This is a genomic window from Variovorax sp. J2P1-31 (assembly GCF_030317215.1).
Lineage (GTDB): Bacteria > Pseudomonadota > Gammaproteobacteria > Burkholderiales > Burkholderiaceae_C > Variovorax.
Map to the genome: position 1 here is coordinate 516,399 of NZ_JASZYA010000002.1, position 13,718 is coordinate 530,116.

The window sequence follows — 13,718 nt, forward strand, 5'->3', positions numbered from 1 at the left end:
AGGGTGCGGGGCATGCCCTTCCACTACCAGGACCTCCCCATGCACCGCTTTTCCTTTCTTCCGTTCTCCCTCATCGCCGCTGCCGCGCTGACCGCTTGTGGTGGCGGCAGCCACGACGGCGGCGGCACCGGCAGCACCGGCCCGCTGGGCGACACCGTGGCGGTCACCGCCTCGGGCCGCGTCATCTCCTTCAACCGAACCACTCCCGGCACGCTCGCCACCAGCCTGCCCGTGTCGGGCCTGGCGGCGGGCGAGACGCTGGTGGGCATCGACGTGCGGCCGGCCGACCGCGCGATCTATGCGGTCAGCAACCAGGGCCGCATCTTCACGCTCGATGCGTCCAGCGGCGCGCTGACGCTGAAGTCCACGCTGAGCACGCCGCTGGCCGGCACCCAGTTCGGCGTCGACTTCAACCCCGTGGCCGATCGGCTGCGCCTGGTCAGCAACACCGGCCAGAACCTGCGCGTGGACGTGAACACCGGCGTGGCGGTGGTCGACGGCGCGATCAACGGCGCGTCCGCAAGCATCACCGCCTCGGCCTACACCAACGCCTTCGCCGGCACCACGACCACGCAGCTCTACAACCTCGACGCGGCCGGCACGCTCTACCTGCAGGACCCGCCCAACAACGGCACGCTGGCCAACCCGGTGCCGCTGAACGTGGTCTTCAGCGCGAGCAACGGCTTCGACATCGATGCGCGCAACAACGTGGGCTATGCGGCGCTCACGGTCGGCGGCGCCACGCAGCTCTACACCGTGCCCCTGAGCGGCACGGCCGGTGCGCAGCGCATCGGCACCATCGGCGCGGGCGACGCGCTGGTCGGGCTGACGCTGGTGCCGCCCGCCGCGCCCAAGGTCTATGTGCTGCACGAGGCCGCGCGGCTCGCGAGCTTCGCGCTGACCGCGCCCAACACGCTGTCGAGCGCCGTCACCATCGGCGGCCTCGCGGCCAACGAGACGGTGGTGGGCGTGGACTTCCGCCCCGCCAACGGCCGGCTCTACGCGCTGACCAGCGCGGCCCGGGTGCTGACCGTCGACCCCGACACCGGTGCCTCGACCGTGGCGACCGTGCTCGCGGCCGACCCGGCCGACACCACGCTGCCCTATGCCGGCCTGGCCGGTGCGCGCTTCACCGTCGACTTCAACCCGGTGGCCGATCGCCTGCGGGTGATCAGCGACACCGGCCAGAGCCTGCGCATCAACGTCGACACCGGCCTCACCACCACCGACGGCGCGATCAACCGCGCCACGCCGGCCGTGGTCGTGGCCGGCGCCTACACCAACAGCTTCGCCGGCAGCACCGCGACCGACCTGTTCGACCTCGAGGGCAACGAGAACGTGCTGGCGCGCCAGAGCCCGCCCAACGACGGCACGCTGGTCAACGTGGGCGCGGTGGGCGTCCCGCTCAACGGGCAGGCCGCGTTCGACATCGCGGGCGGTGCCAACGGGCTGGCGCTGGCCGCGCTGCGCGGCACGAATGCCGGCCCCTTCACGCTCTACACGCTGTCGCTCGCGACCGGTGCGGCCACGCCCTTCGGTGCGGCGAACGGCGCGGCCTTCGCGCAGATCGGCGGCGCGGGCGGGCCGGTGGTGCGCGACATCGCGATCCGCTACTGAGCGGCACGGCCTCCTCGCCGACACCCGCTTCGCGGCGGGTCGTCAGAATCGGGGCATGAGAAGAACCACTGTCGCGGCCGCATCGGCCTTCTTCGCGGCCACGCTGCACGCGCAAACCCCGGTCGACGACGTGCCCGCGCTGCGGGCCGTCACCGTCTCGACGCCGCGCGGCGCGGCCACGCCCTTCGACATGCCGGCCTCGGTCGACCTGGTCGACCGCCGGCAGCTGCGCGAGGGCCGGCTGCAGGTCAACCTGTCGGAGAGCCTGGGCGGCGTGCCCGGCCTGCAGGTGCAGAACCGGCAGAACTATGCGCAGGACCTGCAGATCTCCATCCGCGGCTTCGGCGCGCGTTCCACCTTCGGCCTGCGCGGCGTGCGGCTCTACATCGACGGCATCCCCGCCACGCTGCCCGACGGCCAGGGCCAGAGTTCGAACATCGACATCGGCTCGGCCGACCGCGTCGAGGTGCTGCGCGGCCCGTTCTCGGCGCTCTACGGCAATTCCTCGGGTGGCGTGATCCAGGTCTTCACCGAGGACGGCGAAGGCGCGCCGCGGCTGGGCTTCTCGGTGGCCGGCGGCAGCTTCGGCAGCATGCGCCTCGGCGCCAAGGCCTCGGGCGCCAGCGGCGGCATCGACTACGTGCTGAGCGCCAGCCGCTTCCGCACCGACGGCTACCGCGAGCACAGCGCGGCCACGCGCGACATCGCCAACGGCAAGCTGGGCGTGCAGCTCGACGACGACAGCCGGCTCACGCTGGTGGCCAACAGCGTGCGCATCGACGCGCAGGACCCGCTGGGCCTGACGCGCGCGCAGCTCGACGCCGACCCGCGCGCCGCGCCGCTGGCCACGCAGTACGACACGCGCAAGACCGTGGACCAGACGCAGGTCGGCCTGCTCTACGAACGCCGGCTCAACGCCGACCAGGACCTGCGGCTGATGCTCTACGGTGGCGACCGCCGCACCACGCAGTTCCAGTCGATCCCGCCCTCGGCCCAGGCCAGCCCGCTGAGCGCGGGCGCGGTGATCGACCTGCAGCGCCGCTATGCGGGCTTCGATGCGCGCTGGACGCTGCGCACCGCGCTCGCGGGCCGGCCCTTCGAACTCTCGACCGGCCTGGCCTACGACACCTTGCGCGAGCAGCGCCGCGGTTACGAGAACTTCACGGGCAGCGGTGCCGCGCAGCAGCTGGGCGTGCAGGGCGGCCTGCGGCGCGACGAGCGCAACGAGGTCGGCAATGTCGACCCCTATGTGCAGACGCGCTGGGACTTCGCCGAGCAATGGACGCTCGAGGCCGGGCTGCGCCACAGCAGCGTGCGCTTCGATTCGGACGACCGCTACATCCGCGGCGCCAACGGCGACGACAGCGGCGCCGCGCGCTACCGCCAGGCGCTGCCCGCGGCCGCGCTGCGCTACGCCGCCACGCGCGACCTGAACCTCTATGTCTCGGCCGGGCGCGGCTTCGAGACGCCGACGCTCAACGAGCTGTCGTACCGGCCGGGCAATGTCGGCGGCCTGAACTTCGCACTGCAGCCGGCCGTCAACCGCAGCCTCGAGCTCGGCGCCAAGGCGCGCGTGGCCGACGGCCTGCTGACCGGCGCGGTGTTCCAGACCCGCACCGACGACGAGATCGTGACCGGCACCAACATCGGCGGCCGCGCCACCTTCCAGAACGCGGGCCGCACGCGGCGAGAAGGGCTCGAGCTCGGCTGGCTGCACGAGACGCGCTCGCACTGGCGCACGCAGCTGGCCTTCACCTGGCTCGATGCGCGCTACAGCGACGGCTTCTGCTCGCCCGCGCCCTGCGCGGCCGGCAATGCGGTGGCGGCGGGCAACCGCATCCCGGGCATCGCGAAGCAGTCCTTCTTCGCCTCCTTCGGCTATGCGCCCAGCGAAGGCTGGCGCGCCGGCGCCGAACTGCGCGCGCTGAGCCGCATCCAGGCCAACGACGCCAACACCGCCAGCGCCGCGGGCTATGCGCTGCTCGCGCTGCAGACCGGCTACCTGAAGCGCTGGGGCCGCTGGGAGCTCGATGCCTTCGCGCGCGTCGACAACGTGGCCGACCGGCGCACCGTCGGCTCGGTGATCGTCAACGAGGGCAATGCGCGCTACTACGAGAGCGCGCCGGGCCGCAACTGGACCGTGGGCGCGGCGGCTTCGTACCGTTTCTGAGGGGGCGACAGGCGGGCGGGGATACCCTGCGCCCTTCTGTGGAGTTGAAGCGGATTGAGAGTTATTCCCATCAGAATGGCCGCCCTGTCCACTTCGAACGAGCTCCTGCTGCATGAAAACCCCGGGTCTGGCCTCCGCCTTCGTCGCCGCCATCGCCGTTCCGGCCGCCCTGGCCTTCGCCATGCCCGCGTGGGCGCAGCAACCCGCCGCCGCGGTGCGCAGCAGCCCGGCCACGCCGGTGACGCCGCAGTCGGTGGCCGCGCACTACGCGGTGCTGGTGCATGTCAACTACGAGGATGCGCTGGGCGGCGCGCTGGCGCTGCAGAAGGCCATCGCGGCCTTCACCGCGGCCCCGTCCGAAGCCGGCCTGGCGGCCGCGCGCAAGGCCTGGCTGCAGGCCCGCGAGGCCTATGGCCAGACCGAGGCCTTCCGCTTCTACGGCGGCCCGATCGACGATGACAACGGCCCCGAAGGACGCATCAACGCCTGGCCGATGGACGAGTCCTATGTGGACTACGTGGTCGACGCGCCCACCGCCGGCATCGTCAACGACCGCAAGGTCGCGATCACCAAGAAGTCGCTGGCCAGCCTCAACGAGCGCGACGGCGAGGAGAACGTGGCGACCGGCTGGCACGCGATCGAGTTCCTGCTCTGGGGCCAGGACCTGAGCGAGACCGGCCCGGGCGAGCGTTCCTTCGAGGACTTCGTCGACGGCAAGCGGCCCAACGCCGACCGCCGCCGCCAGTACCTGACGGTCGTGACCTCGCTGCTGATCGACGACCTGCGCACGCTGGTCAAGGCCTGGGCGCCGCAGCAGAAGAACTACGGCGCGAGCTTCGCGCGCGGCGGCAACGAGTCGCTGCGCAAGATGCTGGTCGGCCTGGGCTCGCTGTCGCGCGGCGAGCTCGCGGGCGAGCGGCTCGAGGTCGCGCTGGCCAGCCAGGACCAGGAGGACGAGCACTCCTGCTTCTCCGACAACACGCACCGCGATGCGGTGACCAATGCGATGGGCATCCAGAACGTCTGGCTCGGCCGCTACGTGCGCACCGACGGCCGCGTGGTCGAAGGGCCGTCGCTGCAGGCGCTGGTGGCGGCGCGCAACCCGCAGCTGGCGGCGCGCACCGGCGCGCAGATCGCGGCCTCGGTGGCTGCCACCGAAGGCATCCAGGCCCCCTTCGACCGCGAGATCGTCGGCGGCAAGGACGCCCCCGGCCGGCTGCGCGTGCAGAAGGCCATCGACAGCCTGACGCAGCAGAGCAAGGACCTGGTCGAGGCCGCGGGCGCGATCGGCATCACCCGGCTCACGCTGGTCAACCCCGAGTAGGCGGCGCGATGCGCCGTCGTGTGCGAACCTGGGCCGGGATGGGTGCGCTCGGCTTCGTGGCCCTGGCCGGGCCCGAAGTCGTCGCGCATCCCGGTGAAGCGGAGGAGAAGACGGGCGGCGACACGACCGTGTTCGCCACCGGCCGCAACGCCTTCTCCTTCCCCGCCGCCAACCTCGACGATCCCGAGCGCACGCGCTTCGTGATCGGCAACTCCTTCTTCAAGCGCAACTGGGTGCAGGCACCGGCCTCGACCAAGGCGCGCGACGGGCTCGGCCCGCACTTCATCGCGCGCTCCTGCGCGGCCTGCCACATGCAGGACGGGCGCGGTGCGCCGCCGGATTTCAGGAAGGGCCTGTCGGAGCCGCCGGTGGCGCTGCTGATGCGGCTGTCGGTGCCCGGCACCGACCGCGTGGGCGGGCCGCTGCCCGAACCGGTGTACGGCGACCAGTTCCAGAATTTCGCGATCCGCGGCGTGAAGTCCGAAGGGCAGATCGCGCTGCGCTACGAGAACGTGGCCGGCCGCTTCGCCGACGGCACGCGCTACACCTTGCAGCGCCCGGTCTATTCGTTCTCGAAACTGAACTACGGCCCGATGGCGAAGGACGCGATGTTCAGCCCGCGCATCGCGCCGCAGGTGATCGGCGTCGGCCTGCTCGAGGCCATTCCCGAGGCCGAGATCCTGCGCAACGCGCAGGAGCAGGCGGCGACCGACGGCCCGATCCGCGGCGTCGCCAACCGCGTCTACGACGTGCCCTCGCAGCAGATGCTGGTCGGCCGCTTCGGCTGGAAGGCCAACGTGGCCACGCTGGCGCACCAGACGGCGGCCGCCTTCTCGGGCGACATCGGCATCACCTCGCGCCCGTTCCCCGAGCCCACCTGCACGCCGCGCCAGACCGACTGCGCCGCCGCGCCCAGCGGGGCCGACGGCCGCGGCCACGAGATCGACGACCGGACGCTGGCCGACGTGGTCTTCTACCAGGCCACGCTGGCGCCGCCCGCGCGGCGCAACGTGAACGACGCGCAGGTGCGCGTGGGCCAGGCGCTGTTCGCGCAGGTGCAGTGCGCCACCTGCCACCGGCCCACCTACACCACGGCGCGCGAGCTGTTCCCGCCGCTCACGCCGCGCGTGACCAGCAAGGCGCTGTTCAACCAGACCATCCACCCCTACACCGACCTGCTGCTGCACGACATGGGCGACGGCCTGGCCGACGGCCGGCCCGACTTCCTCGCCAACGGCCGCCAGTGGCGCACGCCGCCGCTGTGGGGCATCGGCCTGATCCCCGACGTCAACGGCCACCAGCGGCTGCTGCACGACGGTCGGGCGCGCGGCGTGATGGAAGCCATCCTCTGGCACGACGGCGAAGCGCGCGAGAGCCGCGACGCGGTGCTGCAATTCAATGCGGCCGAGCGCGAAGCGCTGGTCAAGTTCGTGGAGTCGCTGTGATGCTGCAGGCCAACCGTTTTTCTCCGCTGCCGGCCGCGCTGGTGCTGCTGCTCGCCGGTGCCGCGCAGGCCCAGCCCGCGGCCGTCGCGCCCGCGGAAGCGCCGCAGTTCCTGGCCTCGGCCTACCGCGACGGCTTCCAGCCGCGCGCCACCGCCTTCGCGGCCGAGAGCGCGGCGCTCCACGCGGCCATCGACACGCTCTGCGAGGCCCCGGCCGCCGATGCCGATGCCGATGCCGCGCTCACGGCCGCGCGCACGCAATGGCAGGCCACCACCACCGCCTGGGACCGGCTGGCCGGCGTGGCGGTCGGGCCGCTGGTCAAGCGCCGCGCGCTGACCGCGCTCGACTTCAACCCGACCCGTCCGCCGCTGATCGAACGCGCCATCGGCAGCGCGCCGGTGGGCGCCGAAGCGATGGAGCGCGTGGGCACGCCGGCCAAGGGCATTCCCGCGCTCGAATGGCTGCTGTGGACCCGGAAGCCCGCGCCGCAGTCGCCGGCCTGCCGCTACACCCAGCAGGTGGCGATCGAACTGGCGCGCGAAGGCGCGACGCTGTCGGCCGGCTTCGCCGAACTGGCGGCGACCGACTGGGCGGCCGATCCGGCGCGCACCTACCTCGCCTGGCAGGAACTGTTCAACCAGTGGCTGGGCGGCTTCGAACGCCTGCGCTGGACGCAGATCGACAAGCCGCTCAAGACCGTCGAGACCTCGAGCGCCGGCAAGGCGCCGGTGTTCGCGCGCGCCGCCAGCGGCCATGCGGCGCAGAGCTGGGCCGCGCAGTGGGAGGCGCTGCGTGCGCTCGCGGGCCCGGTGGCGCAATCGCTGGCGGCCAGCGGCAGGAAACCCTTGGCCGATCGGCTGACGCAGTCGGTGGCCGAGGCCGATGCCGCGATGCAGCGCGCCACGCCGGCCGACCTGCCGGCATTGCCCGCCGCCACGCGCGCGCTGGCCGGCGTGAAGAAGCTGATCGAGGCCGAGGTGGCGCCGGCGCTGGAGGTGGTGGTGGGCTTCTCGGACGGCGACGGTGACTGAGGCGCGCCTGCCGCTGGACCGCCGGCGCTGGCTCGCCTGGATGGCGGCCTCCGCGCTGGTGCCGCTGGGGCCATCGGCGAGGGCCGAGGCGGCATCGGCTTCACGCTTCGTCGCGGCCTGGGAGGCCGAGGCCGGCCACCGCGTCGGCGTGCTGGCACGGACGCCGCAGGGCCTGGCCGCGCAGTCCGCGCTCGAGGTGCCCACGCGCGCCCACGGCCTGTGGGTGGAGCGTGGCGGCACGCTGCTCGCCGCGGCACGCCGGCCGGGCGACTGGCTGGTGCGCTGGCGGCCCGACGGCCAGGCGCTGGCCTGGTGCTGGATCGAAGCCGGCCGCGCCTTCAACGGCCATGTGATCGCGAGCGCCGATGGGCGGACGCTCTACACCGCCGAGACCGACCTCGAGACCGCCGAGGGGCTGATCGGCGTGCGCGATGCGGCATCGCTGGAGAAGACCGACGAGTGGCCGACCCACGGCATGGACCCGCACGAACTGCTGGCCGACATGGACGGCAGCCTGGTGGTCGCGAATGGCGGCATCCCGACGCTGCCCGAGACCGGCCGGGTGAAGGTGCACCTGGACCGCATGGACGCGTCGCTGGTGCGGCTCGACGGCAGCGACGGCACGCTGCGCGGCCAGTGGCGCCTGGCCGACAGGCGCCTGAGCCTGCGCCACATGGCCTGGGGCGCACGTGGGCAGCTGGGCATCGCGCTGCAGGCCGAGCACGACCGGGCCGAAGACAAGGCCGCGGCGCCGCTGCTGGCGCTGTTCGACGGCCGCGCGCTGCGCACCGTCGAGGCCGGCCATGCGCTCGCGGGCTATGGCGGCGCGATCGCCTTCGGTGGCGATCGCTTCGCGGTGAGCTGCCCGCGGGCGAACGGCGTGGCGATGTGGCGTGCGGATGGGCGCTGGGACGGCTTCACGCCGCTGGGCGAAGCCTGTGCGCTCGCGCCGGCGCAGGGCGGGGTCTGGGCCGGGGGCCGCGAACAGGCGCTGCCGATGGCCGGGGCGGGGGGCGAGGCGGCCGTGGTGGCCGCCTTGCGGCTGGACAACCACTGGGCCGCGATGGCCTGAAGCAGCAGCCCCGCTCTCTTTCAAGGAAGGGGAGGGGAAGCGCAGCCCGTCAGAACGCCGCGGGCCGCCACTTCAGGAGCCGCTTCTCCAGCGAACTCAGCAGGAAGTCCGCCGCCAGTGCGACCACCGCCAGCACGATCATGGCCGCGAACACGCCGCTGGCGTTGAAGGCGCCCTGCGCGGTCGAGATCAGCAGGCCGATGCCTTCCTTGGCGCCGAGGAACTCGCCCACCACCGCACCCACCAGCGCGAAGCCGAAGCTCACGTGCAGGCTGGCCAGGATCCACGACATGGCCGAGGGGATGACCACGTACCAGGTCAGCTGGCGCGGCGAGGCGCCCAGGATCTGCGCGTTGGCGATCATGTACTTGTCGGCTTCGCGCACGCCCTGGAAGGCGTTGCCGAAGACCACGAAGAACACCATCACCACCGCCAGCGCCACCTTCGAGGCCATGCCCAGGCCCAGCGCGATCACGAAGATCGAACCCAGCACCACGCGCGGGATCGAGTTGGCGATCTGGATGTAGAGGCTGAACACGTCCGACAGCAGCTTGTTGCGCCCCAGCAGGATGCCGCAGACGATGCCGGCGACCGAGCCGATCAGGAAGCCCAGCACCGTTTCTTCCAGCGTGACCGCCACCTGCATCCACAGCGAACCCTGCGAGGTGCCGTCGCGCATCCATTCCACGAGCTGGTTGTAGATCAGCGTGGGCTGCGAGTAGAAGAAGGGGTCGATCCACTTGAGGCGCGCGGCCAGCTCCCAGCCGCCGAGCACCACCACCAGCACGATCAGCCGCAGCGTGATGATCATGCGGCGGCGCCCGCGGATGGCGGCCTGCGCGATCTCGGATTCGCGCGCCAGCGCGGCGTCGCTCAGCGAGGAGGGCAGCGCGCCGGTCTTGGGGGCGGTCGAAGGGTTCATGGCGGGGGTTGTCGTCGTCGTGTTCATTGAATCACCACCTCTTCACGCAGGTCGTCCCAGATGTGCTTGGACAGTTCGATGAACTGCTTGTCGTAGCGCACCTCGGACATCACGCGGGGGCGCGGCAGGTCGATCTCGTAGATGCGCTTGAGCGTGCCGGGGCGTGCCGACAGCACGAACACGCGGTCGGCCAGCGCGATGGCTTCTTCCAGGTCATGGGTGATGAACAGCACGCTGCCGCCATTGCCCGACCACAGCTGCAGCAGCTCGTCCTGCATCAGCGTGCGGGTCTGCATGTCGAGCGCCGAGAAGGGCTCGTCCATCAGCAGGATCTCGGGGTCGTTGATGAAGGTCTGCGCCAGCGCCACGCGCTTGCGCATGCCGCCCGACAGCTGGTGCGGGTAGTGCTTGCCGAACTTGGCCAGGCCCACGCGGTGGATCCACTCCTGCGCGAGTTCCAGGGCTTCCTTCTTGGGCTTGCCGCGGAACATCGGGCCGGCGGCCACGTTGTCCTCCACGCTGCGCCACGGGAACACCGCGTCGGCCTGGAACACGAAGCCGATGCGCGGGTCCACGCCGTTCACCGGCTGGCCCATCACCTTGACCTCGCCCACGGTGGGCTTGAGCAGGCCGGTGATCATGTTGAGCGTGGTCGACTTGCCGCAGCCGGTGGGGCCGACGATGGCGACGAACTCGCCGCGCGCCACCGACATGCTGAAGTTGCGCAGCGCCACGGTGGCATTGCCGTCCTGCGAGATGAAGCGCAGCGAGACGTCGTCGAAGTCGATCGCCGAGGTCACCGCGGTGCCCGGGCCGTTGGGGGTTCCGTTGCGCATGGTCACTTCGCCGCCGTTGCCGCTGCCGCCAGGTAGGCGTTGCTGTAGGTCTTGGACAGGTCGATGTTCTTGCTCTTGACCAGCGGCTTGTAGGTGGCCAGCACCTTCAGCACGGTCTCGGGGCCGCCGGCGGGCATCTTCGCGTCGGTGGTGAACATCTGCAGCGAGGCCTTCAGGGCCGTGATGTACAGGTCCTTGTCGTTGCCGTAGTAGTCGCGCGGCACCTTCTCGGCGATCTCCTCGGCACTGTGCGTGTGGATGTAGGCCATGGTGCGGGCGAAGGCATGGGCCAGCTTGGTGGCCTCGGCCTTGTGCGACTCGGCCCAGCTGTTCTGCACGTAGAGGCTGGCCGCCGGATAGAGGCCGCCCAACGCCTTGACGGTGTCGGGCTCGGTGCGCAGGTCGACCAGCACCTGGGCGTCGCCGGTCTTGAGCATCTGCGAGACCGTGGGCTCGGTGGTCATGCCGGCCTGGATGCGGTCCTGCTTCATCGCGGCGATGAAGGTGTTGCCCGCGCCCACGGGCAGCAGCGAGTATTCCTTGGAAGCCACGCCGGCGCGGTCGGCCAGGTAGCGCGTGAGGAAGTCGGTCGACGAGCCCAGGCCCGTCACGCCCAGCGTCTTGCCGCCCTTGGCGTCGGCCATCGACTTGAAGCCCGCGGCCGCGGCCTTGGTCGACACCAGCTCGACCTCGCCCGGCACCTTGCAGAACACCGCGATGGCCTGGATCTCCTTGCCCTTGCTCTGCAGGTCGATGGTGTGGTCGTAGAAGCCCACCACGCCCTGCACCGCACCGGCGATCAGCTGGTTCTCGGCATCGACGCCGGCGGGCTGCGACTGCAGCTCGACGTTGAGCCCTTCGTCCTTGAAGTAGCCCAGCGCCTCGGTGAGCTTGGCCGGCAGGTAGATGATCTTGTTGATGCCGCCCACCATGATGGTGATCGGCGCCTCGGCGGCCTGCGCGAGCGGCGCGGCGACGGCGAAGGCGGTGCACAGGGCGGCAGCCAGCAGGGTGCGGCGTGAAGCGGACATGGTTGTTGTCTCCGGAAGGGTTGAGCGACGAGGCCAGTCTAGAAATCGGCATCCTTCGGCCAGCTTTCGGCGGGCGGCCTGATTTGTCATGGTTATCCCTAGGGCCGGGCGATGCTTCCTAGAATCCACCGCCACCCTCCCGACCCCCTCATGAAGCTGCTGCTGATCGAAGACAACCCGCAACTCGCGCACTGGCTCTCCAGCCTGCTGCGGGCGCAGGACTTCGTGGTCGATCACGTGGAAGACGGCGACGCCGCCGACCGGCTGCTGCTGCAGGCGGCCTACGACGTGGTGCTGCTCGACCTCAACATCCCGCAGCTCTCGGGCAAGGGCGTGCTGCGCCGCCTGCGCGAGCGCGGCGACACGGTGCCGGTGATCATCCTCACGGCCACCGCCTCGCTCGACCAGAAGGTGCTGTGCCTGGAGATCGGCGCCGACGACTACCTGGTCAAGCCCTTCGAGATCCGCGAGCTGGTGGCGCGCATCAAGGTGCTGGTGCGCCGGCAGATGCCGGGCAAGGCCAACGACATCGCCTGCGGGGACCTGCGCTACGACCTGCGCACGCGCCAGTTCACGCTGGCCGGCGAAGAGCTCTCGCTGCCGCCGCGCGAGCGCACGCTGCTCGAGACGCTGGTGCTCAAGGCCGGCAGCACGGTGTCCAAGCAGGCGCTGATCGACGCCATCTTCGGCCTCGACGACGAGCCCAGCGCGGACGCGGTCGACATCTACATCCACCGGCTGCGCAAGAAGCTCGAGGCCAGCCAGGCCACCATCATCACGCTGCGCGGCGTGGGCTATCTGCTGCGCACGCGGCAGGAAGACTAGCGGGCCGCCGGATGAAACGCGCCAGCCTGCGCCTGCGCCTGGCCCTCTGGCTGCTGCTGCCCCTGTCGGTCTTCGTCGCGATCTGCGGCTGGCTCAGCTGGCGCAACGCGGCCGAGGTGGCCGACTATGTGCAGGACCACGACCTGCTGTCCTCGGCCAAGGTGCTGTCGGACCGGCTGATCTGGGAGGGCGACGACGTGCAGGCCAGCGTGCCGCCCTCGGCGCTGAGCCTGTTCGTCTCGCCCGAGCGCGACCGCGTGTTCCTCAGCGTGACCGGCGCCAACGGCGAGGTGCTGGCCGGCTCGGCCGACTTCCCGCTGCCCGCGGTGCGCAAGCCCGAAGGCATCGACCGCGCGCAGTGGTACGACACGCAGTTCGGCGGCCTGCCGCTGCGCGCCGTGGTCACGACGCGCGCGATGTACGAGGCCGGCGGCGCGCGCGACATCACCATCGCCGTGGGCAAGACCGAGGGCAGCCGCAACCACATGCTGCGCACCCTGTGGTGGCCGACGATGGAATACCTGCTGATCGCGCTGGCGCTGGCCATCGTGCTGGCGGTGGCGGCGCTGACGCTGGAGCTGCGGCCGATCGTGCGGCTGAGCCAGCAGCTCGCCGAGCGAAACGCGCGCGATCCGCTGCACCTCGACCTGGTGGTGGACCCGGCCGCGCTGCACAGCGAGCTGCGACCCGTGGCCGACACCCTCAACCGTTTCGTCGCGCAGCTGAAGGCGCATTCCGAGGCGCAGCGCCGCTTCATCGCCGATGCGGCGCACCAGCTGCGCACGCCGCTGGCCATGCAGGCCTCGCAGATCGAGTTCGCGCGCTACACGCGCCAGCACCGCGGCGAATGGGACACGCGCCGGGCCGACATGGATGCGATGTGGCAGGAGATGCAGGTCAGCAACCGCCGGCTGGTCGACGTCACCAACAAGCTGCTGCTGCTGGCCCAGGCCGAGCATGGCGACGCGCACACGGGCTTCGAGCGGGTCGACCTGAGCGCGGCCGCTTTGCGCTGCGTAGAGCAGCTGGCGGCGCTGGCCGACCGGCGCGGCATCGACCTGGGCCTGGAGGCCGCGCAGCCGGCTGTCGTGATGGCGCAGCCCGCGCTGCTCGATGCGCTGGTGAGCAACCTGCTGGACAACGCGCTGCGCTACACGCAGCAGGGCGGTCGGGTGACGGTCGGTGTGCGGGAGACGGAGGGCAGCGTGGTGCTGAGCGTCGAAGACAACGGCCCGGGCATTGCGCCCGAGGTGCGGGAACGGGTGTTCGAGCGCTTCTACCGCGTGGCCCAGGACAGCGAGGGCACGGGCCTGGGACTGGCCATCGTGCGCGAGATCGCGCGGGCCTTCGATGTGGACGTGGCGCTGTCGGCGAACCCGCGCGAGGCGAGCGGCCTGCTGGTCACGGTGCGCTTTCCGCCGGCCGCGCCGGCGGAAAGCGCGTAG

The 13,718-nt window shown here is 71.4% G+C and carries 11 protein-coding genes; 8 read left to right on the plus strand and 3 right to left on the minus strand.

What is annotated here, in order from left to right; translation table 11 throughout:
* Positions 1 to 39: 39 nt before the first annotated feature.
* The 6 genes from QTI20_RS13520 to QTI20_RS13545 all read left to right on the plus strand — a co-directional run bounded on the left by QTI20_RS13520 (position 40) and on the right by QTI20_RS13545 (position 8,659).
* Positions 40 to 1,617 (plus strand): DUF4394 domain-containing protein, encoded by a 1,578-nt coding sequence (locus tag QTI20_RS13520; protein WP_286551566.1) that lies wholly within the window; start codon positions 40 to 42, stop codon positions 1,615 to 1,617.
* A 55-nt stretch (positions 1,618 to 1,672) separates the two neighbouring features.
* A complete protein-coding gene (locus QTI20_RS13525; RefSeq protein ID WP_286551568.1) occupies positions 1,673 to 3,787 on the plus strand; it encodes a TonB-dependent receptor family protein in 2,115 nt (704 codons plus the stop codon).
* 112 nt (positions 3,788 to 3,899) lie between these two features.
* Positions 3,900 to 5,111 (plus strand): imelysin family protein, encoded by a 1,212-nt coding sequence (locus tag QTI20_RS13530; protein ID WP_286551569.1) that lies wholly within the window; start codon positions 3,900 to 3,902, stop codon positions 5,109 to 5,111.
* Positions 5,112 to 5,119: 8 nt separating this feature from the next.
* Positions 5,120 to 6,556, plus strand: a complete 1,437-nt coding sequence (locus tag QTI20_RS13535) for a di-heme oxidoreductase family protein (protein WP_286574212.1) — start codon at positions 5,120 to 5,122, stop codon at positions 6,554 to 6,556.
* Positions 6,556 to 7,587, plus strand: a complete 1,032-nt coding sequence (locus QTI20_RS13540; protein ID WP_286551572.1) for an imelysin family protein — start codon at positions 6,556 to 6,558, stop codon at positions 7,585 to 7,587. The genes QTI20_RS13535 and QTI20_RS13540 overlap by 1 nt, the downstream gene beginning before the upstream one ends.
* Positions 7,588 to 7,627: 40 nt before the next feature.
* On the plus strand, positions 7,628 to 8,659 hold the full coding sequence (locus QTI20_RS13545) for a DUF1513 domain-containing protein (protein ID WP_503011421.1): 1,032 nt from the start codon (positions 7,628 to 7,630) through the stop codon (positions 8,657 to 8,659).
* A gap of 49 nt (positions 8,660 to 8,708) precedes the next feature.
* On the opposite strand, the gene QTI20_RS13550 is transcribed toward QTI20_RS13545, so the two are convergent.
* The 3 genes from QTI20_RS13550 to QTI20_RS13560 are packed head-to-tail and all read right to left on the minus strand — an operon-like array spanning position 8,709 to position 11,448.
* Positions 8,709 to 9,581 (minus strand): ABC transporter permease, encoded by an 873-nt coding sequence (locus QTI20_RS13550; RefSeq protein ID WP_286551575.1) that lies wholly within the window; start codon positions 9,579 to 9,581, stop codon positions 8,709 to 8,711.
* Positions 9,582 to 9,604: 23 nt separating this feature from the next.
* Positions 9,605 to 10,417, minus strand: a complete 813-nt coding sequence (locus tag QTI20_RS13555; protein WP_286551577.1) for an ABC transporter ATP-binding protein — start codon at positions 10,415 to 10,417, stop codon at positions 9,605 to 9,607.
* Positions 10,418 to 10,419: 2 nt separating this feature from the next.
* On the minus strand, positions 10,420 to 11,448 hold the full coding sequence (locus QTI20_RS13560; protein ID WP_286551579.1) for an ABC transporter substrate-binding protein: 1,029 nt from the start codon (positions 11,446 to 11,448) through the stop codon (positions 10,420 to 10,422).
* A gap of 150 nt (positions 11,449 to 11,598) precedes the next feature.
* Between QTI20_RS13560 and QTI20_RS13565 the strand changes: the two genes are divergently transcribed.
* Both QTI20_RS13565 and QTI20_RS13570 read left to right on the plus strand, forming a co-directional pair.
* Positions 11,599 to 12,273, plus strand: a complete 675-nt coding sequence (locus QTI20_RS13565) for a response regulator transcription factor (RefSeq protein ID WP_183024945.1) — start codon at positions 11,599 to 11,601, stop codon at positions 12,271 to 12,273.
* An 11-nt stretch (positions 12,274 to 12,284) separates the two neighbouring features.
* Positions 12,285 to 13,718 carry a sensor histidine kinase gene (locus tag QTI20_RS13570; RefSeq protein WP_286551582.1) on the plus strand — a complete coding sequence of 478 codons (1,434 nt, stop codon included), beginning with the start codon at positions 12,285 to 12,287 and terminating at the stop codon, positions 13,716 to 13,718.

Excerpts from the sequence above, each read along its gene's own strand:
- QTI20_RS13520 (WP_286551566.1), top strand. The coding sequence starts at position 40 with ATGCACCGCTTTTCCTTTCTTCCGTTCTCCCTCATCGCCGCTGCCGCG.
- QTI20_RS13525 (WP_286551568.1), top strand. The coding sequence starts at position 1,673 with ATGAGAAGAACCACTGTCGCGGCCGCATCGGCCTTCTTCGCGGCCACG.
- QTI20_RS13530 (WP_286551569.1), top strand. The coding sequence starts at position 3,900 with ATGAAAACCCCGGGTCTGGCCTCCGCCTTCGTCGCCGCCATCGCCGTT.
- QTI20_RS13535 (WP_286574212.1), top strand. The coding sequence starts at position 5,120 with ATGCGCCGTCGTGTGCGAACCTGGGCCGGGATGGGTGCGCTCGGCTTC.
- QTI20_RS13540 (WP_286551572.1), top strand. The coding sequence starts at position 6,556 with ATGCTGCAGGCCAACCGTTTTTCTCCGCTGCCGGCCGCGCTGGTGCTG.
- QTI20_RS13545 (WP_503011421.1), top strand. The coding sequence starts at position 7,628 with ATGGCGGCCTCCGCGCTGGTGCCGCTGGGGCCATCGGCGAGGGCCGAG.
- QTI20_RS13550 (WP_286551575.1), bottom strand. The coding sequence starts at position 9,581 with ATGAACCCTTCGACCGCCCCCAAGACCGGCGCGCTGCCCTCCTCGCTG.
- QTI20_RS13555 (WP_286551577.1), bottom strand. The coding sequence starts at position 10,417 with ATGCGCAACGGAACCCCCAACGGCCCGGGCACCGCGGTGACCTCGGCG.
- QTI20_RS13560 (WP_286551579.1), bottom strand. The coding sequence starts at position 11,448 with ATGTCCGCTTCACGCCGCACCCTGCTGGCTGCCGCCCTGTGCACCGCC.
- QTI20_RS13565 (WP_183024945.1), top strand. The coding sequence starts at position 11,599 with ATGAAGCTGCTGCTGATCGAAGACAACCCGCAACTCGCGCACTGGCTC.
- QTI20_RS13570 (WP_286551582.1), top strand. The coding sequence starts at position 12,285 with ATGAAACGCGCCAGCCTGCGCCTGCGCCTGGCCCTCTGGCTGCTGCTG.